General features: G+C 70.7%; 14 protein-coding genes and 4 pseudogenes. 7 read left to right on the forward strand and 11 right to left on the reverse strand.

The genetic code is table 11. The annotated features are described in order from the left end of the window. Positions 1–9 precede the first annotated feature (9 nt). The 4 genes from BGP03_RS12250 to BGP03_RS12265 form a co-directional block, all read right to left on the reverse strand. A complete protein-coding gene (locus tag BGP03_RS12250) occupies positions 10–957 on the reverse strand; it encodes a fumarylacetoacetate hydrolase family protein (RefSeq protein ID WP_296377280.1) in 948 nt (315 codons plus the stop codon). Beyond that, positions 954–1619 carry a hypothetical protein gene (locus BGP03_RS12255; RefSeq protein WP_298800869.1) on the reverse strand — a complete coding sequence of 222 codons (666 nt, stop codon included), beginning with the start codon at positions 1617–1619 and terminating at the stop codon, positions 954–956. Before BGP03_RS12255 ends, BGP03_RS12250 begins: the two co-directional genes overlap by 4 nt. Next, positions 1562–2266 (reverse strand): MFS transporter, encoded by a 705-nt coding sequence (locus tag BGP03_RS12260; RefSeq protein ID WP_298800870.1) that lies wholly within the window; start codon positions 2264–2266, stop codon positions 1562–1564. Before BGP03_RS12260 ends, BGP03_RS12255 begins: the two co-directional genes overlap by 58 nt. Positions 2267–2409: 143 nt before the next feature. Next, positions 2410–3846 (reverse strand): amidohydrolase family protein, encoded by a 1437-nt coding sequence (locus tag BGP03_RS12265; protein ID WP_296377278.1) that lies wholly within the window; start codon positions 3844–3846, stop codon positions 2410–2412. Positions 3847–5098: 1252 nt separating this feature from the next. Between BGP03_RS12265 and BGP03_RS12270 the strand changes: the two are divergent. After that, a pseudogene (locus tag BGP03_RS12270) lies at positions 5099–5446 on the forward strand (IS1380 family transposase); the annotation flags it as partial. Between the two features lie 183 nt (positions 5447–5629). Here BGP03_RS12270 and BGP03_RS12275 read toward each other — a convergent pair. Continuing rightward, positions 5630–6505, reverse strand: coding sequence for a phosphoribulokinase (locus tag BGP03_RS12275; RefSeq protein ID WP_298800871.1), 876 nt, complete (start codon positions 6503–6505; stop codon positions 5630–5632). A gap of 28 nt (positions 6506–6533) precedes the next feature. After that, positions 6534–7616 carry a class 1 fructose-bisphosphatase gene (locus BGP03_RS12280; RefSeq protein ID WP_296377275.1) on the reverse strand — a complete coding sequence of 361 codons (1083 nt, stop codon included), beginning with the start codon at positions 7614–7616 and terminating at the stop codon, positions 6534–6536. Positions 7617–8006: 390 nt separating this feature from the next. Here BGP03_RS12280 and BGP03_RS12285 point away from each other — a divergent pair. The 4 genes and pseudogenes from BGP03_RS12285 to BGP03_RS12300 all read left to right on the forward strand — a co-directional run. After that, positions 8007–8716, forward strand: a pseudogene (locus BGP03_RS12285) (ISAzo13 family transposase); the annotation flags it as partial. A gap of 19 nt (positions 8717–8735) precedes the next feature. Further along, positions 8736–8864: pseudogene (locus BGP03_RS12290) on the forward strand (transposase); the annotation flags it as partial. Between the two features lie 163 nt (positions 8865–9027). Beyond that, positions 9028–9909, forward strand: coding sequence for a class I fructose-bisphosphate aldolase (locus BGP03_RS12295; protein WP_298800872.1), 882 nt, complete (start codon positions 9028–9030; stop codon positions 9907–9909). Further along, a complete protein-coding gene (locus BGP03_RS12300) occupies positions 9906–10805 on the forward strand; it encodes a class I fructose-bisphosphate aldolase (RefSeq protein WP_296377273.1) in 900 nt (299 codons plus the stop codon). Before BGP03_RS12295 ends, BGP03_RS12300 begins: the two co-directional genes overlap by 4 nt. On the opposite strand, the gene BGP03_RS12305 is transcribed toward BGP03_RS12300, so the two are convergent. Next, positions 10759–11688, reverse strand: coding sequence for a phosphoribulokinase (locus tag BGP03_RS12305; protein ID WP_299736324.1), 930 nt, complete (start codon positions 11686–11688; stop codon positions 10759–10761). The two genes, BGP03_RS12300 and BGP03_RS12305, sit on opposite strands and share 47 nt — an antisense overlap. A gap of 84 nt (positions 11689–11772) precedes the next feature. On the opposite strand from BGP03_RS12305, the gene BGP03_RS12310 reads away from it, so the two are divergent. Together BGP03_RS12310 and BGP03_RS12315 are read left to right on the forward strand one after the other, a co-directional pair. Next, on the forward strand, positions 11773–12429 hold the full coding sequence (locus BGP03_RS12310) for a response regulator transcription factor (protein WP_296377271.1): 657 nt from the start codon (positions 11773–11775) through the stop codon (positions 12427–12429). Next, entirely contained in the window at positions 12426–13625 is a 1200-nt protein-coding gene (locus tag BGP03_RS12315; protein WP_298800874.1) for a GAF domain-containing sensor histidine kinase, read from the forward strand. Before BGP03_RS12310 ends, BGP03_RS12315 begins: the two co-directional genes overlap by 4 nt. 56 nt (positions 13626–13681) lie before the next feature. Here BGP03_RS12315 and BGP03_RS12320 read toward each other — a convergent pair. The 4 genes and pseudogenes from BGP03_RS12320 to BGP03_RS12335 form a co-directional block, all read right to left on the reverse strand. Continuing rightward, positions 13682–14828, reverse strand: a pseudogene (locus tag BGP03_RS12320) (IS1634 family transposase); the annotation flags it as partial. Between the two features lie 279 nt (positions 14829–15107). Then, positions 15108–15278, reverse strand: coding sequence for a hypothetical protein (locus BGP03_RS12325; protein WP_296377269.1), 171 nt, complete (start codon positions 15276–15278; stop codon positions 15108–15110). Between the two features lie 63 nt (positions 15279–15341). Then, positions 15342–16172 (reverse strand): hypothetical protein, encoded by an 831-nt coding sequence (locus BGP03_RS12330; protein WP_298800875.1) that lies wholly within the window; start codon positions 16170–16172, stop codon positions 15342–15344. Positions 16173–16239: 67 nt separating this feature from the next. Continuing rightward, positions 16240–16803 (reverse strand): DUF6390 family protein (locus BGP03_RS12335; protein WP_299736327.1); only part of this gene is annotated, 564 nt, incomplete at its 5' end.

Consider the following 16803-nt stretch of genomic DNA (forward strand, 5'->3'; position numbering starts at 1 on the left):
CTTCCCTGGTCAGCGCGGTCGGCCGGCGGCACGCAGCGGCACGACGTCGATGCCCTGCGTCACCGTCTGCCGCGTCTCCCCCAGCCCGACCCCGCTGAGGCCCACCACGTCCCCCGGCTGCAGCCAACCCGTGAAGGCCCCGAGTTCGGCGGTGTCGACGTGCTCGAGCAGGCAGCCACCGGGAACCGTGCCGGACCCGATCACCGCCCCGGGCCGTAGGTCGGTCCCGCGCGAGATGTAGGCGAGGAGCTCGCCGAAGGTCCAGTCCATCCGGTCGAGGGTTCCGCGGGTCAGCTCCTCACCGTTGACCGTCGCGGACAGCTCGAGCACCAGCCGCCCGTCGCGGCGGTGGGGTTCGAGCTCGTCGACGGTGACCAGTGCCGGCCCCAGCGTGATGGCGCTGTCCTTGCTCTTCGCCATCCCGATGCCCTGGGCCATGTCCACGACCTGGTGGTCCCGTGCGGTCCAGTCGTTGTAGAGCGTGAAGCCGGCGATGTGCTCCTCGGCCCGGTCCGGGTGCAGGTCGCGGCCGCCGCGCCCGATCACCGCCCCGAGCTCCAGTTCGAGGTCGAACATCGTCGAACCCGGCGCGATCGGGACGTCGTCGTACGGCCCGACGATCGCCTCCGCGTTGGCGAAGTAGAAGGCCGGGCTCTGAAACCACACCTCGGCCAGCTCGACGTCGCGGCCGAGTGCCTTGTAGCACCCGCGGAGGTGGTCGAGGAAGCACAGGCCGTCCCGCACCGACGGTGGACGGCGCAGCGGGGCGAGCAGCCGAACCCCGTCCAGCTCGCGGACCTCTGCGGGCGCGCGCCACGCGTCCTCGCCCGCCTCGACGAGATCGTCGTCCGCGAGCAGCCCCTCCAGGGTCGTGCCCGCTGCGAGCCCGCGGACGGACTCTCCGTCGATGACGCCGGTGCGGACGCCGTCGCCCGCCTCGTAGGTGACCCACCTCATCCGGTCACCGCCGCGTCACCGGTGGTCGTGACGCCAGCGGCCGTGGAGAACCCGCCGACCGGCCGGGCGCCCCGACCGAGATGGATGGGGACCCGCAGGACGGTGAAGGAGGCGACGATCGTCAGGACGCACGCGACCAGCACGACGTACATCGGCGCCCCGGCGCCGGCGCTCGCCACCAACCACACCAGGATCAGGTTGAGGAAGCCGCCGAGTACGGCGACGACGATGTTGTACGGGACCGAGTAGCCGGTCTGGCGCACCTCGGTCGGGAAGACCACCGAGACCATGCCCGGGACGGCGGCCGCGATCCCACCCGCCGCCAGCGCAGCGGGCAGCTGGATCCACACGGCGAGTTCCGACCCCGGAGGCAGCGTGGGAACGACGGCCAGCAGCAACAACGTCGTCGCGGCGGTCGACACGCCGGCCCAGAACAGCATGCGGCTCCAGCCGTACCGGTCTGCGACGTAGCCCCAAGCGGGCATGGACGCCATCGCTCCCGCGATCGAGATCAGGCTGGCGATCAGCGCCGTTGTCGGGGTGTAGCCCAGAGCTGTCTGGAGGTAGATCGCCCAGAAGTTGAAGTAGGTGATGTTGACCAGCGTCAGCGCGACGACGAGCAGGACCGCGAACAGGACCGACCTGCGGTGTCTGCCGAGCACCTCACGAACCGGCGCAGCCGGACGCCGCCCCTCCTCGAGGGTCTCGCGTACGAACGCGGGCGTCTCGTCGATCCGGCGCCTGAGGTAGACGACACGACACCGAGCAGCCCGCCGACGAGGAACGGGAGACGCCACGCGAGCGAGGGCAGGTCCGGCGTCAGGTGCGTCGCCACGAGGCCGGCCACGAACGCCACCCCCGCGCCGAGCAGGAACCCGCTGTACGCCGTCATCTGCTGGAACGCACCCGCCCGCGCGACACCGTCGGGCCGGGCGTGCTCGGTGACGAAGACCGCGGCCGCGGGAAGCTCGCCCCCCACCGCGCAGCCCTGGGCGACGCGCAGCAGCAACAGCAACACCGGCGCGGGCCAGCCGATGTGGTCATAGGTCGGCAGCAACCCGATGAGCAGCGTGGCCACGGACATCACGGCGACGGTCAGGATGAACATACGCTTGCGCCCCACCCGGTCGGCCACCCGGGCGATGAGGATTCCCGCGACCGGCCTGATCAGCAGGCCGATCGAGTAGATGCCGAGGGTCTGGACCAACCGCATCGTCGGCGACAGGTCCGCCGGGAAGAAGGCCTGGCCGATCAGGGTCGCCACGTAGAGGTAGACGACGAAGTCGTAGTACTCGAGGGCGGCGCCCAACGAACCCAGGCGAATGTTCCGCCTGGCTCTCCGTTCGGCCTCGGCCGACGATGATCGCGTCATTGCAGGGCATCCTTCTGTGAGCGCGTCGCCTCGGACGGACACCGAGGCACACGAGGCGGTGGAGCGGATGGGCTATCCGGCTAGTCGTCGAAGTCGACGGGAGCGTGCGGCCAGTTCACCGCGTCGATCAGGTGGTCGTGGGACTCCTGCACCAGGCGCCGGGCCCGGTCCAGGTCGACACCGATCAGGCGGCCGTCCCACTTGACGACACGGCCGTTCACCAGCACAGCGGTGACGGACTCGACCCCGGCGCCCTGCACGACCGAGGCCAGCACGTTGTTCCGGGGGAACAGGTGCGGCGCCGAGGTGTCGACAAGGATGAGGTCCGCCTTCTTCCCCGGCGTCAGGGAGCCCGCGACATCCCCCACACCGCAGTTGTTCGCGCCCTGCTGCGTGGCGGACTGCAGGATCTCCCGCAGTGTGGCCGAGGCGCTCCCGGAACGGTGCTGGTCGACCCGCTGCGTCAGGTAGAGCGCGCGCATCTCGGCGAACATGTCGATCGCGTAGGTCATCGGGTTGTCGTTGCTCAGGCCCGGACGCAGCCCCTGCTCGACCCATTCGTTGTAGGGAATGCGGCCGTACCGGAATTGCGCCTCGATTCGGGGACACACATTCACCTGCGCCCCGTTGTCGACCACGATCTGCCGCTGCTCCGATGAGAGGAAGTTCGCGTGGTTGATCGCCTCCCGCCCGTCGAAGGAACCGTCCTTGTACAACGCCGCGAGGTCCTGTTTCTCGATCCCGCTGTCGAAGGAGAACCAGAGATCGAGCTCCTTGCGGACAGGCAGGAGTTCGGTGAGATCGTCGGAACCGGCTGCAAACAGCCGCATCGAGCACAGGTCGTCGGAGCCGCGGAAGTACCGGTCCCGTAGCCGCCCGGCATCCGCGGGGAACGTCTCGGCCCAGGTACCCGCGCGGGGGCCTCCCACGGCGTGCACACCCCGCACCCCTGACTCGAACAGCGCCTCGACACCGGCGTCCGAGTGCTCGGGTGAGCGAGCGTTGTGCATGTTGTCGACGACCGTCGTGATCCCACCGTTGAGCGCGGCCAGCAGGGTGATCAGGGTTCCCGCGTAGATGTCCTCGGGCCGGCACGCCGGCGCGAAGGCCCGGTGCGCGGCGTACATGTAGCTGCGGCCCGAAACCGGCGCCCCGCCGATGGCGTCCTCGGTCGTCTGGGGGATGTTCTCCGGGATGATCCGTCCGAGCGACCCCTCCCAGCAGTGGATGTGCGGGTCGCAGAAGCCCGGCATGACGATGTGGTCGCGCGCGTCGATGACGACCGCCTTCGGGGCGGAGATCGCGGCTCCGACCTCGGCGATCCGGTCCCCGACGATCAGCACGTCACCGACGGCGAAGTCGCCCACACCACTGTCCATCGACAGCACCGATCCCCCTTTGACGAGGATCTGCTGGGACGTCGCCACAGCAGGCCCGCGGGCGGCGTGCCGGTCGAGGAGGGCATCGAGACGGCGCTCGCCGGCCGGATCCGCAAGCGCATTCCCGTCAGCACTCATCAATCCTCATTTCCACGACCCAGGCATCGATGCCAGATTCGCAAGTATTGCCGTTGTTCGACGTCGAACCCGGCGGCAAAACCAGGCTAGCACCGCCACAACTACTGAGACTAATGTCGATAACGTATAGCATCCATTCCTGCAAGGAATATTGCATCCGACGCTCTTGGCGGCCGCAGGCGGCGGCGCCACGGTCGGAGGGCCGGCCCGGCAAGCGGGAGGTGGTGGCCGTAGGAGTCGACGTCGACCACGCGCATCAGGTCGAAAAGCGATTGCACCGCGGTCTCGGACCCGAAGACCTTGGCATGCACCGACAGCTCCTCGGCGCCGGGCGATCCGCTGTCGAGCGCAGCGCAGGCCCGCTGGGGGTCAGCGCGCGCACGGCCTCGATCCGGGTCTTGACGTCGGCCAGGAGGAACCCGACGCCCGGGTGCTGGACGACGGGCACGCAGCCGCCCCGGCGGTCCGTCCGCGCGAATTGAGCGCGACGTCGAACGCCGACCGCATGACGCCCGCCGCGCGGGCCCCGATCAATGCGCCGCCGAACGACGCGGTGACTGTGCCCAGGCCGTCACCGACCTCACCGATGCGGTTGCCGGTCGGAACGTGGACACCCCTGAGGGTGAAGCGGGGCAACAGGCGCGCGATGGCCGAGCGGGTCGAGCAGCCCGGTGATCTCGAGCCCTTCGATCGGCCCGGAGACCAGGACACGGCCAGCGAGTGGCGCGGGTCCGGGTCGTCCCCGGCCCGGGCGACGACGGTCATCAGGTCGGGCCCGGCACCCTCCCAGCCGGTGGCGTGCGACACCCACTGCTTCTCCCCGTCGAGGATCCATCCATCCCGCGCTCCGCTCCGGTGATCGCCGCGACCCGGCTCCGGAACGGCCCCACGCACTCCGTGCGCGGCGCGGCGAAGCTGCTCGCCGACGCGCCCGCGACCGCGCGCCGCCCCGACGCGTCCGGACTGGGCGAACGTGCGCGCCGACTCGGCCCACTACAGCCACGACATCATCACCACCTGCCGCCAGGCCGGGGCCCAGTTCTCCGCCACCGCCCGCCAAACCCCGGCCGTGACATCGCCGAGATCAGCTTCACCGCCTTCACCGGGCGCCGACCCACCACATCACCGCCCGCCTGATCGTGCGCCGGGTCCGGCGGCTCAACCCCAAAGCCGTGCGCCGGACAGTCGGAGATGTCCACCGTCTACCGCTACCACACGGTGTTCACCGACAGCAGTGAACACGGCGCCCACCGCGGAGGCCACCCACCGCGACCACGCCGTCATCGAGCAGGTCATCGCCGACCTCAAGAACTCCGCGCTCGCGCACCTACCCTCCGGGGTATTCACCGCCAACGCCGCCTGGCCGGTCTGCGCCGCAATCGCGCACAACCTCACCCGCGCCGCCGGCGCCCCGGCCGGCTCCGTCCACACCCGCGCCCGGACCGGCACCATCCGCACCCAGCTGATCCACACCCCGGGCCGGATCGCCCGTTCCACCAGCCGCCTGGTGCTGCACCTACCGCGGGACTGGCCATGGGAACCCGGGCCCGACGAGCTGTTCCACCGCGCCCTGCACGACCCACCGCGCACCCCCACTTGACCACAGGCCCAGGCCACAACCGGAGATCATCAGTGCTAGAGCCGGGCAGACCGGCACCTCAGCCACACCCGAAACTCGCTCCCCACCACCAAAAGATCAACTACCGCGACCGGTCACGTGCTGCGGTGGATCCAGGCTGAGTCGTGCGGCCGGTCTCGATCGGCGGCTCCCCCCGACAGCGGCTCACCGGCCCAGTACCTGCTTGCGGCGGTCCATCAACCGCCAGATCATCGGTGTGAAGATCAGCTGCATCGCGAGATCCATCTTGCCCCCGGGGCAGACGATCGTGTTCGGCCGCGACATGAACGAGTCGTGCAGCATCGAGAGCAGGTACGGGAAGTCGATGCCGCGAGGGTCGGCGAACCGAATGATGAGCATGGACTCGTCCAGCGCCGGGATTGCGCGGGCGATGAACGGGTTGGACGTGTCGACGATCGGAACGCGCTGGAAGTTGACGTGCGTACGGGAGAACTGCGGGCAGAGATGGTTCACGTAGTCTGGCATCCGCCGCAGGATCGTCTCGGTCACGGCCTCGGCGGAGTATCCCCGCGTTGACTTGTCACGCTGGAGCTTCTGGATCCACTCCAGGTTGATCACCGGCACGACACCGACGAGCAGATCGACGTGCCGGGCGACGTCCACCTTCTCGGTTGCCACCCCGCCGTGTAGCCCCTCATAGAACAGCAGGTCCGATCCCTCGGGCAGTTCTTCCCACGGGGTGAAGGTGCCGGGCGGCTGTGCGTAGGGCGCTGCCTCTTCGTCGTCGTGCAGATACTTGCGAACCTTCCCGCCGCCGCTCTCACCGTAGTGCCGGAACAGCTCTTCGAGCTCCTCGAAGAGGTTGGCCTCCGGGCCGAAGTGGCTCAATGTGTGGTCGCCCTCGACCAGCGCGTCGGCCATCTCCGCCCGCATCTCGGTACGGTCCCAGCGGTGGAAGCTGTCACCCTCTACGAAGGCAGCGTCGAGGTGCTCCCGCCGGAAGATCTGTTCGAAGGTGCGCATCACGGACGTGGTCCCGGCGCCGGACGAACCGGTGATGGCGATGATCGGATGCGTCACGGACACGATGCTTCTCCTCCGGTTCGGTTCAGACGCTGGAGCGGAACAGGCCACGAGTTCCGAACAGCTGCCCGTCGTACTCGCCGGCGTGATGGTCGCCGGCGTCGTCGCGGTGGTAGTGCTCGATCAGCTCCACCTCCTCACGTGAGCCGAAGACGAACGCGATCCGCTGGTGCACCCCGTCCGGCACGACGTCGAGGATCCGCTCGTTCCCGGCGCTCGCCCGACCACCCGCCTGCTCGATGAGTAACGCGACCGGGCTGGCCTCGTAGAGCAGGCGCAACCGGCCCAGCGCGGCTGGGTCCTTCGTGTCCCGCGGATACAGGAACACACCGCCGCGGGTGAGAATTCGGTGGGCTTCTGCAACGAGGGAGGCGACCCACCGCATGTTGAAGTCCTTTCCCCGCGGTCCGGTTCGGCCAGCGAGGCACTCCCCGACGTAGCGCTGCACGGCCGGCTCCCAGAAGCGACTGTTGGAGGCGTTGATCGCGAATTCGTTGGTCGACTCCGGGATCCTGATCCCCGGGTGCGTCAGGATGAACTCACCGAGCTGCGGCTCGAGGGTGAAGCCGTGCACGCCCGTTCCGACCGTCAGGACGATCATCGTGGACGGCCCGTAGATCGCGTAACCGGCGCAGACCTGCTCGGATCCAGGTTGAAGATAGTCCTCCACGGCCGGGTCCACGCCCGGCTGAGGTGCCCGAAGGATCGAGAAGATGCTACCCACCGACACATTGACGTCGATGTTGGACGACCCGTCCAGCGGGTCGAACAACAGCAGATACTTGCCGCGCGGATACTGTGCGGGGATCGGGTAGGGATCCTCCATCTCCTCGGAGACCATCCCCGCGACATGACCTGCCCATTCGTTGACGCGCACGAACAGGTGGTTGGCGACCACGTCGAGCTTCTGTTGCTTCTCGCCCTGCACGTTCGTGGCGTCCGCAGCACCGAGTACGCCGGCGAGTGCTCCGAAGGCAACTCGCCTGGCAATCGCCTTACAGGTGAGAGCGACATCGAGGATGAGCGAGTTCAGGTCGCCGCTCGCACCTGGATAGCGACGGCGCTCCTCGATGAGGAACTGTGCAAGCGTCGTGTGGTCGGCAATCATGCCGTTTCCCCTTGCCCTCGGTGTGTGGAACGCGGTCTGGGCTTCCCTCGACCACGGGAGGTCCGCCAGGCCGCCGCCCGTGTGTCGGGCACTCGACAATCCTGCGGGGTGGGGAGACACCCACCATCCCCCACCGGGGTGGACACGGGGGTGGACCGGACACGACGAGTTCTCGACCGACGAGTCCTGCCCGGGTGTCTCACAGATCTACCAGCTCACTCGCCGGTTTACGCCCACTGTTCTGAACGAGCGTCAGCAGCGTCTGTGCGTCGGAGGTGACGAGTCGGACCCCGGACAGGCTGGCGGCGATCGGCGCCACCCTGCCCGGCGCCAGCTGGCCGGCCAGCAGCTCGCATGCGGCCCCGGCGATCGGGCGGGGCCCGGACCCGCGCACTTGAGATCCCGTCCGATCCGAGGTTCACCGATATCAGCCGGGCAGAGCTCGACGAGTTGGCCGCCGATCTCGCACCCGCCCAAGCCGCTCAGAGCGCGCAGCGCCGCCACGAACAACGAGGTGGACGACGACGCGCCCCGGGAGCAGGCAGCCGTTACCCGCTCGCCGACGCCGACCGGGTCCTGATCACAATCGCTACCTCCGGCAGATCTGCTCCCAGAACGTCCTGTCGGAGATCCTCGAGGTCAACCCGAACTCGATCGGCCAGGCGATCGCCGAACCCGGCACGCCCGCAGCTGCCGGAACTGCTGTCCGGACCGGCGCTGACCGGGATGACCAGGGCCGAGCTGGACCAGATGATCGAGCGGCTCTCCACCAGCCAAGCAGCACAGCTCGAACGGCGCCGCTACCGCCGCCGCGGCGCGGAACGTCTCCCCGGAGCCCGCGGCGGTGTGTGCCAGCAGAAGACCACCGGCCCGGAACGGATCCTGGCGACCATCCGCTACCAGCGCCGAGTCTGCACCCGCCAAGCACTCGCCGAACTGTTCGACGTCAGCCCACGCACCATCGACAACGCCCTGGTCGAAGTCCGCCCGCTCCTGGACCAAGACGACTACCTGCCGATCCCGGTTCCCGGACCACGATGCTCCACCGCCGCGCGCTCCTCGCCTCTGTCCTGCCGACCGACACACCGAGCGCCGCGTAACCACCGTGTTGATTCTTTGCGGCTCCACTACGCGGCGAACCTGATGTCGTCGACCCCGAAAGCGTCCTGGCCGTGGGTGCGGGCCCTGCTGCACTCGGTCTACGACCAACCCGACACCGCCTCGGTCCACGCCCAGTTCGACCGGATCCGCGCGCACCGAGGAGGGGCCGCGCGGGTGGCCGTGTCCCGGCTCAACCTCACCGGGAACTGGTGACGCCGCAGATGAGTTCCGCGGTTGGCTGAGGAGATCCCCCACGGCCTCCCCTGCCCAGGGGAGGCCGGACCACGCCCGACGGGCGCAGGCTCGCCGGATGGACGGCGTGCACCACCGCTTGCGCAGGCTCTTCTCCTTCGGTCGCGGGATCCTGGCGCTGGACACCGGCCCGGCCGAGCTGGCGGCGCGGTTCCGGGCGGAGGCGCTGATGCCGGCGGCCAGGGCCGACTACCTGGCGATGCTGCTGGGCACCCCGGGCCTGTCTGAGCACGTCAGCGGCGTCGTGCTCACCCCGGACGTGCTCGAGGAACAGCCGGGACCGGCTGGGCTGATGGTCGGGGTCCGCGCCGACTCCGGCCACGAGCGGCTGACCGACGACGACCGGCACCGCGTCACCTCGGGCCTCGACGGCCTGGCCGCCCGGCTGACGCGCTCGCGGGATCTCGGCGTGGGCTTCGCGGTGTGGAGCACCGTCGCCGGGCCGGCGGGTGATCCCCGCGGCATGCACGTGCTCACCGCCAACGGCCACGCCGCCGCGCGCTTCGCCGTCCTGTGCCACGACCTGGGCCTGGTCCCGGTGATCCGGGTCGGCACGAGGATCACCGGAGACGACCGGGGCTGGCGCAGCGCCACCGTCGCCGCGGCCCTGCTCAGTGTCTGCGGCCACCTGCACGATCTCGACGTCGACGTGTCCGGGGTGGTGATCTGCATCGAGGTGGGATCGGCGACCGAACCACTGACTGTCCTGCCCGACGACCTGGGCGGGGTGGCGCTCATCGGCGAGACCGCCGGCGTCGAGCCGCAGTGGCCGCCGTCGCCGCCGTGGCCGCTGACGTTCTACATCGGACGCCAGGCCACCCGGCCCGCGCTGCAGGCGTGGCGCAGCAGCGGCTCGGTCGGGGCCGGCCGGGATGCCCTTCTCGGCTGCCTGGCCACGGCGGCATGCGGACCTCGCGCCGTGTCGGGGGCCCGGCGATGACCGTCACCGGGTACCGGTCGGTCGGAGCCGCCGCGCTGGTGTCGCGCGGGCGGGGGCTGCTCGCCCTCGACCAGCCCTGCACCATGCTCCACGACGTTCTGCGCGGAGCCCGGATCCCCGCCACCGAGCGGCACTGCGGCGCGCTGCGCGAGCTCGTACTGGGTACGCCGGGGCTCGACCGGCTGGCCGGTGGCCTGCTGGTGACACCCGCGGCGCTGCCTGCCGCGGTCGGCCGCATACCGGTGGGGGTTCGGATGGACAGCCGGGAGGACGCCTCTGTCGTCGCCCGGCACGCCGACGGTGGGGCCACGTTCGCCGCGGTGACAGTCGACGGCTCCCCGCGCCGCGCGGCGGCGTGGGCCTCGGCGTGCCAGCGGGCCGGGCTGGTGCCGTTGGTCGAGTACCACCTGACGGCGGGGCCGCACGACTGCCTGGCCGCCGCCGAGGCCGCGCACACCGTCGCGATCGGTGCGCTGATGGCGGCGCTGCACCGGGCGGGAACCGACCCGGGCGGGGTCCTGTTGGGGGTCCGGCCGGTGGTGCCCGGGACCCGGTCCAGCGAGGTCGACGCGGCCGAGGACTGCGCACGGGCCACCGTCCGCAGCCTCCGCGACGCCGGGGCCTGCGCCGTAGCGGGGGTGGTGTTCAGCCCACCGCGGCGGGCCGGGCAGCTCGCGGCCCACCTGGCCGCCGTGCAGTGGCTGCGGCCGGGGTGGACCGTCGGGTTCTGCCTGGGCGCGAGCCTGCTCGCGCCGGTCGCGAAGGCGTGGCGAGGCCGGCCCGAACGGGTCGCGGGCGCCCGGCACGAACTGCTGACGCGGCTGACATGCGTCTCCGCGGTGCTGCGCGCTACCGGGCCGCCTCCAGCAGGTGGTGCAGCAGGATCATCTGCGTGATCGCCAGCGGCTCGCTGCGGGCGTCGGGGCCGAGCCGGCCAAGCCCGTCCGGGGCCGCCCCGCCGGGCTCCCCGATCAGGTGCCAGATCGCCTTCTCCAGCGCCACACTCTCCTCGCGGGGGACATAGCCGTGGATGTGCAGGGTGTCGACGGGGCGGCCGTCGCAGTCACGTTCCAGCTTCAGGTGCATGGTGCGGCCGGAGGCGGCGGCGAGGTCGGGATGGCGGATCGAGGGCCGCAGCATCAGCTCCGCGGACAGCGGTGTCTCCGGCGGGTCGTTCCGGCCCGGGATCGGCGCGAACCGCACCACGATGTCAGCATGCTGGCGTTGCGGATGGATCCAGGCGGCCGACTCGGCCTCCCGGCGACCCATCTCGACGAGCACCTGCTCCTCGGTGTAGCCGCGCTTGCGGGTGTCGCGGGCGACCTTCCAGCTGCGGCGGATCTCCTCGGCCGGGTCGAGGTAGACGGTGACGTCGAAGCAGGCCCGTGCCAGCTTGGTGTGCAGCGGCAGCAGTCCCTCGACGATGACGAACTCGTTGGGCTCGACCCGTTCGGGCCGGGCCAGCCGCCCCGTCGCGTGGTCGTAGACCGGTTTGAGCACCGGCTGTCCGGTGGCCAGCAGCTGCAGGTGCTGCTCCATGATGTCGACGTGGTTGCAGTCGGGGTGCAGCGCCGTGAAGGGCAGGCCGCGGCGCTCCTCGCGGTCGTAGCGGTGGTAGTCGTCGGTGCACAGCGACACGCAGCGATCCGGTCCCAGCGCTGCCACCAACCCCGCGGTCAGGGTCGTCTTGCCCGCGGCGCTGTCGCCGGCGATCGCCAGGAGCACCGGTCGTCCGCCGGTCGGTCGTTCGCGGTTGATCCGCACCAGCTTCTCGGGCATGTCGGCGAAGCTAGCTGCGTGACTGAACATGCCGTCTCCCCCGCAACGGGGGGATCCGAGGTGAAACTGGCCTATCGTCGTGCAATGACCGGGCCGATCCGCATCGTGCTGGTGGACGACCACGAGATGGTCATCGCCGGGCTCAAGGCGATGCTCGGGCCGTTCCGGGGGCGGGTGCGGGTGGTCGGGGAGGCCGTCGGGGCGGGCGACGCGGAACGGGTGATCGACGGGCTCGATCCCGACATCGTGCTCTGCGACGTGCGCATGCAGGGCGCCAGCGGCCTGGACCTCTGCCGCGCGCTGCGTGAGCGGCAGCCCGACCGGCGGGTGGTGCTGCTGTCGGTCTACGACGACGAGCAGTACCTGTTCCAGGCGTTGCGCGCGGGCGCGTCGGGGTACCTGCTCAAGCAGATCGGCGGCGAGGAGCTGGTGCGCCAGCTCGAGCTCGCCCACACCGGCGTCACCGTCATCGACACGGCACTGGCGGGTCGCGCCGTCGACACCGCCGCGCGGATGCAGAGCAACGAGTTCTGGCCCGGCGCCCGCCACGGCCTCACGCACCGCGAGAGCGAGGTGCTCGCGCTGATGGTCGCCGGGCTGTCCAACCGCGGCGTCGCCGGGCGGCTGGTGGTCAGCGACGAGACCATCAAGAGCCACCTGCGCTCCATCTACCGCAAGCTCGGCGTGAACGACCGCACCGGCGCGGTGGCCACGGCGCTGCGCGAGGGCATCTTCCAGTGACCGCCCTCCTGGGCCTCGCCGATCCCGAACGGGAGAACGCGCTGCTGCTGGCGATCGTCGAGGCCGTCTCCGCCGGACCGGCCGTGGAACCGCTCGCCGCCGCCGTCGCCGCGCTGATCACCGGGGCCACCGCCACCGACGTCTGCTTCGTGCACGTCCTCGACGACGCCGAGCGCTCGCTCACCCTCGCCGGTGCCACCCCGCCGTTCGACGAGCAGGTGGGCCGGATCCGGCTGCCGCTGGGGTCCGGCGTCACCGGGTGGGTGGCGAGCCACCGGGAGCCGGCGGTGATCGTCGAGAACAAGGAGGCCGATCCCCGCTACGTGCCGATCCCGGCGTTGCGCGGCACCGAGTTCACCTCGATGGCGTCGGTGCCGATGGCCACCGGCCCGGCCGGGCTCGTGGGCGTACTGAACGTGCACACCGTGGCGCGGCGCGCGTTCACCGACCGCGACGTCCGGCTGCTGCTGGTGATCGGCAGGCTCGTGGCGGGGGCGCTGCACCAGGCCCGCACGCATCGCAGGCTCGTGGCGCGCGAGCGGGCGCACGAGCGGTTCACCGAGCAGGCGATCGCGGCGCAGGAGGCCGAGCGGCGGCGGCTGGCCGGCGACATCCACGACGGCATCTCCCAGCGCCTGGTCACGCTCTCCTACCACCTCGACGCGCTCAGCCACGCGCTCATCGTCGATCCGGACGAGGCCGTGGAGCAGCTGCGGGTGGCCCGCGGGCTCGTCGACCTGACCCTCGACGAGGCCCAGGCCGCGATCGGCGGGCTACGACCCCCGGTGCTCGACGACCTGGGGCTGGCCGGCGGGTTGGCCAGCCTGGCCCGGTCGCTGCCCGGCGTCGAGGTGGGGCTGGAGCTGGCTGACGAGCGGCTGCCCGAACACATGGAGATCGCGCTGTACCGGATCGCGCAGGAGTGCCTGCAGAACATCCTCAAGCACGCCCGCGCCCGCACCGCCCAGATGATCTTCCACGTCGAGGACGGCCGCGCGCGCCTGGAGGTGACCGACGACGGCGAGGGATTCGAGCCGGACGCCGACTCCGACGGGTACGGAATGCAGTCGATGACCGAACGCGCAGAGCTGGTCGGGGGGGAGCTACGAGTGGTCTCCCGCCGGGGCGGAGGCACGTCGGTGACGGCGACGGTCCCGGTTCCCCCCACCCCGACGAACGGCACCCTCGTCGCATAGGTCCCCACGGAATTGCCGCTCGTCTGAATCGTGCTCGGCCCCTGACTTGGCTCAGATCAGTGCGCAGTTCCAGGTGAAGTGATGCGCGTCAGCGCATCACGAAGCTCGTCCGGGACGGGATCAGCGGCGGTGAGCAGGCGGGCGCCGGCGTGGATCTGGACGGTGCGGTAGTGGCGCGCTGTCTGCACGACCCTGCGAACCGACCAGCCGGAGCGTGCCTCGATGAGCCGGGAGACGGCGAGAGCGGCGAGAGCGGCGAAGACGATGGTCAGGTGCGCCTCGATGGAAGCGCGTTTGTGGTGATAGATCGGCCGTGCGGCCAGGTCGTGCTGGGACATGCGGAAGGAGCGCTCGATCTGCAAGAGCCGGTGGTCCTTCCCCGCCACCGCGCGTTCGGCCTTGCCGCTCTGCTCGTCGATCCCGTGCAGCGTGCGCCGAGCTCGATCAGCGGTGAACTGGTAGTAGATGACCTGGTCACGACGCTTGTCGGTGTGCCCGGCGGGCCGGGCTGGGTCAGCAACAGCCCGTCCGGGACGTCCTGGCCGGGGTGCTGCGCGCGCCATTCGGTGATCACGTAGGGGACCTGCGGGATCTTCGCGCCGAGGATGAACGACAGCCCCGCTGCCTCGATCGACCGCCGGTTGCCCTCGGAGATCGTGCCCGCGTCCGCGACCACCGTGACGTCGGTGAGCCGATGGGCGGCCATGAACGCCGGCAACGTGGGCAGCATCGTGGCGGTCTCGGCCCGGTTGCCCTCGAACGCCTCGACCCTCAGCGGGAACCCGGCCGCGTCGGTCAACAAGCCGATCGTGACCTGCGGTTCCAGGCGGCGATCTTTCGAGAAGCCGGGTTACCGGAGTCCGTCACCGGTGTCGGTCTCGAAGCAGAGCGGCGGGACGTCGTAGAGCACCAGACTCGCCGGCCCGAGCCGGGCATGGCGGGCGCACGCAGCGGCCAGATCGCGGCGCCAACCATCGTCGGCGTAGCGCTGCAGGCGCCGCTTCACCGTGGCGTAGGAGACCGTGTCGATCCGCGCCTCGGCCAGCACCCGCAGACTGTCGATCTTGCTGGTCGGTTCGATGATCCTGGCCAGCACCAACTGCCTAAACCTCATCGCCGCCGGGAGCAGCGTCGAACCCGAGCTGATCGTAGGCCGCGCAGCGCGTCCCACAGCGGTGTCATCCGCGAAGTGCGCACCCTCAGCCGACCCGCCACCCGATCCTGCAGGTCAACGCCCGACCGTCAGCATCAAGATCGACTTATGAGCCAAGTCGGGTCTGAATCGTGCTCCACCCTGCCGTCGAGCCCGGTTTCCGGCTGGACCGCCCGGAACACGGCGACCGGCGGATCACGTACTCGACCCACGCCTACGCGACGGAACGCCCGCGACCCTGGCACGCCGTCACCCAGCCCGGGGCCCACGCCGAGCACGGAGATGCTGGTGCGCCACCTGCTCGCCCGGTCCCACTGGCGACCCGCCGCTCACCCCGGCGCACAGCCCCTCGCCAGCAGGAACCGCCGCCGCTCACGCTGCCACTTCCGGGGGTTGCCGATGCGCCCCATCGCGAACGTGTACTCGACGTACTCGGCGTCCTCCTGGTCGGCGTCGAACCGGCGACGTGCCACGAGGAACTCGTCCATCGTCATCTCCACCGGCCCAGCGTGGCGGCGTGCGGGCACCCGGGCATCCCCCGGCCCGGTGGCGTGACGGGGGAGCTACGGCACCGTCAGCAGCCCCGGATCGAACGACGCCCGCGCCGTGACCGCCGCCGCGGCAGCGTCGACGATGAGGATCGCGTCGGGCTCCCGGCCCTTCGGGATCTCGATCGCGGCGCTGTCGGGGCCGTCGCGGTGGGCCATGAGCCAGTCGTAGAGGAGCCAGTCCAGGGCGCAGGAGACGGCCATCGGGTCGGCGTCGGCGGCCTTGGCCGAGGTGATCACCGACCGGATCGCCTCGCGGTGCTCCTGCAGTGACGCGTCCTTGTTGGTGCCGGAGCTGTCGAACAGGATCATGGCCAAGGTCAGCGGGTAGCGCGGACCCGCCTCGGTGCGCACGATCCAGCGCCCGCCCTTCCACGGCTTCTCCGGATCGACGACGGTCATCTCGCCGAACCCGCCGACGACGCCGAGCGACGGGTCGTCCAGCTCACCGTCGAAGGGGGCGGGGCCGAGCAGGTCCAGCGGCTGGCGGGCCCGGACGCTGAACAGGAACGCCGTGCCGATGATCAACCCGGAGCGCACCTCGGCCACCAGCCCGGTGCGGTCCAGCGCCGTCGCGTACTCGTGGACGAGCCGGTCGAGGACACGGTGCAGCTCGCGGAGGTCCTCGCGTTCGGTCGCGGTCGGCCGGCGCCCGCCGCCCAGCACGTCGCCGAACCGGCCGGCCGCGATGATCAGGGCGTCGTCGAGGGCCTCGAGGTGGGTGGCGACGAGCCGGTCCGGCTCGTCGTCGGTGAGGACGAGATCGGGCAGCGCGATCGGCCGCCCGGCGGGGGTGACCCAGTGGAACCCGATCTGCCCCTCATCCTGCGCGATCCGTGGTCTCATCCGGCTGCTCCGTTGCGCGTCAGGGGAACGTGGTGGGGGTGCACGACCGTCGCGAGGCCGAGGGCACTCATCCCGGCGCCACCGGGTGTCGTTCCGCCGACAGCCGGCGGTTCGTCGCCGCCAGTTCGCGCAGCGTGCTTTCCTCCAGCGTCGTTACCTGATTCTCCGTGAGGTGGTCGCAGAGCAGGTCCCAGTGCAGGGCCACGTGCTGCCCGACCTCGGCATCGCCCTCGACGCGCTGCACCGTCGGCTCGCCGAGGCCCAGCCCAGTGCCGTTCCAGGTCAGGCGCCGCGACGATACCTCGATCCCGTCGCTGTCCCGGCCGACCACCAGCCCCCACCGGATCCGGCAGCTGTCCAGCACGTGCAACGGCTGCTCGTCCATGCCCCTGCCCAGCAGCCGCGACCAGGGGTAGACGCCGAACACGTGGAAACCGTGGTCGGGCGCCCCGCCGGCGAGCAGCTCCGGTGTCAGGTGCGTCCAGTAGTGGCCGGCCTGCGGGCCGATCACCGCCAGCAGCTCGTCGGCGAACCGGGCGTGGTCGACGCCCAGGTCACGGCCGAGCCAGTAGGCCTCGACGAGCCGGTGCTCCAGCGGATCGTCCGTGCCGGTGAGCCGGGCCAGCACCTG

Source organism: Pseudonocardia sp. 73-21, assembly GCF_001899645.1.
Classification (GTDB): Bacteria; Actinomycetota; Actinomycetes; order Mycobacteriales; family Pseudonocardiaceae; genus Pseudonocardia.

Excerpts from the sequence above, each read along its gene's own strand:
- BGP03_RS12280 (WP_296377275.1), bottom strand. The coding sequence starts at position 7,616 with ATGATTGCCGACCACACGACGCTTGCACAGTTCCTCATCGAGGAGCGC.
- BGP03_RS12265 (WP_296377278.1), bottom strand. The coding sequence starts at position 3,846 with ATGAGTGCTGACGGGAATGCGCTTGCGGATCCGGCCGGCGAGCGCCGT.
- BGP03_RS12305 (WP_299736324.1), bottom strand. The coding sequence starts at position 11,688 with ATGCCCGAGAAGCTGGTGCGGATCAACCGCGAACGACCGACCGGCGGA.
- BGP03_RS12295 (WP_298800872.1), top strand. The coding sequence starts at position 9,028 with ATGGACGGCGTGCACCACCGCTTGCGCAGGCTCTTCTCCTTCGGTCGC.
- BGP03_RS12300 (WP_296377273.1), top strand. The coding sequence starts at position 9,906 with ATGACCGTCACCGGGTACCGGTCGGTCGGAGCCGCCGCGCTGGTGTCG.
- BGP03_RS12310 (WP_296377271.1), top strand. The coding sequence starts at position 11,773 with ATGACCGGGCCGATCCGCATCGTGCTGGTGGACGACCACGAGATGGTC.
- BGP03_RS12330 (WP_298800875.1), bottom strand. The coding sequence starts at position 16,172 with ATGAGACCACGGATCGCGCAGGATGAGGGGCAGATCGGGTTCCACTGG.
- BGP03_RS12250 (WP_296377280.1), bottom strand. The coding sequence starts at position 957 with ATGAGGTGGGTCACCTACGAGGCGGGCGACGGCGTCCGCACCGGCGTC.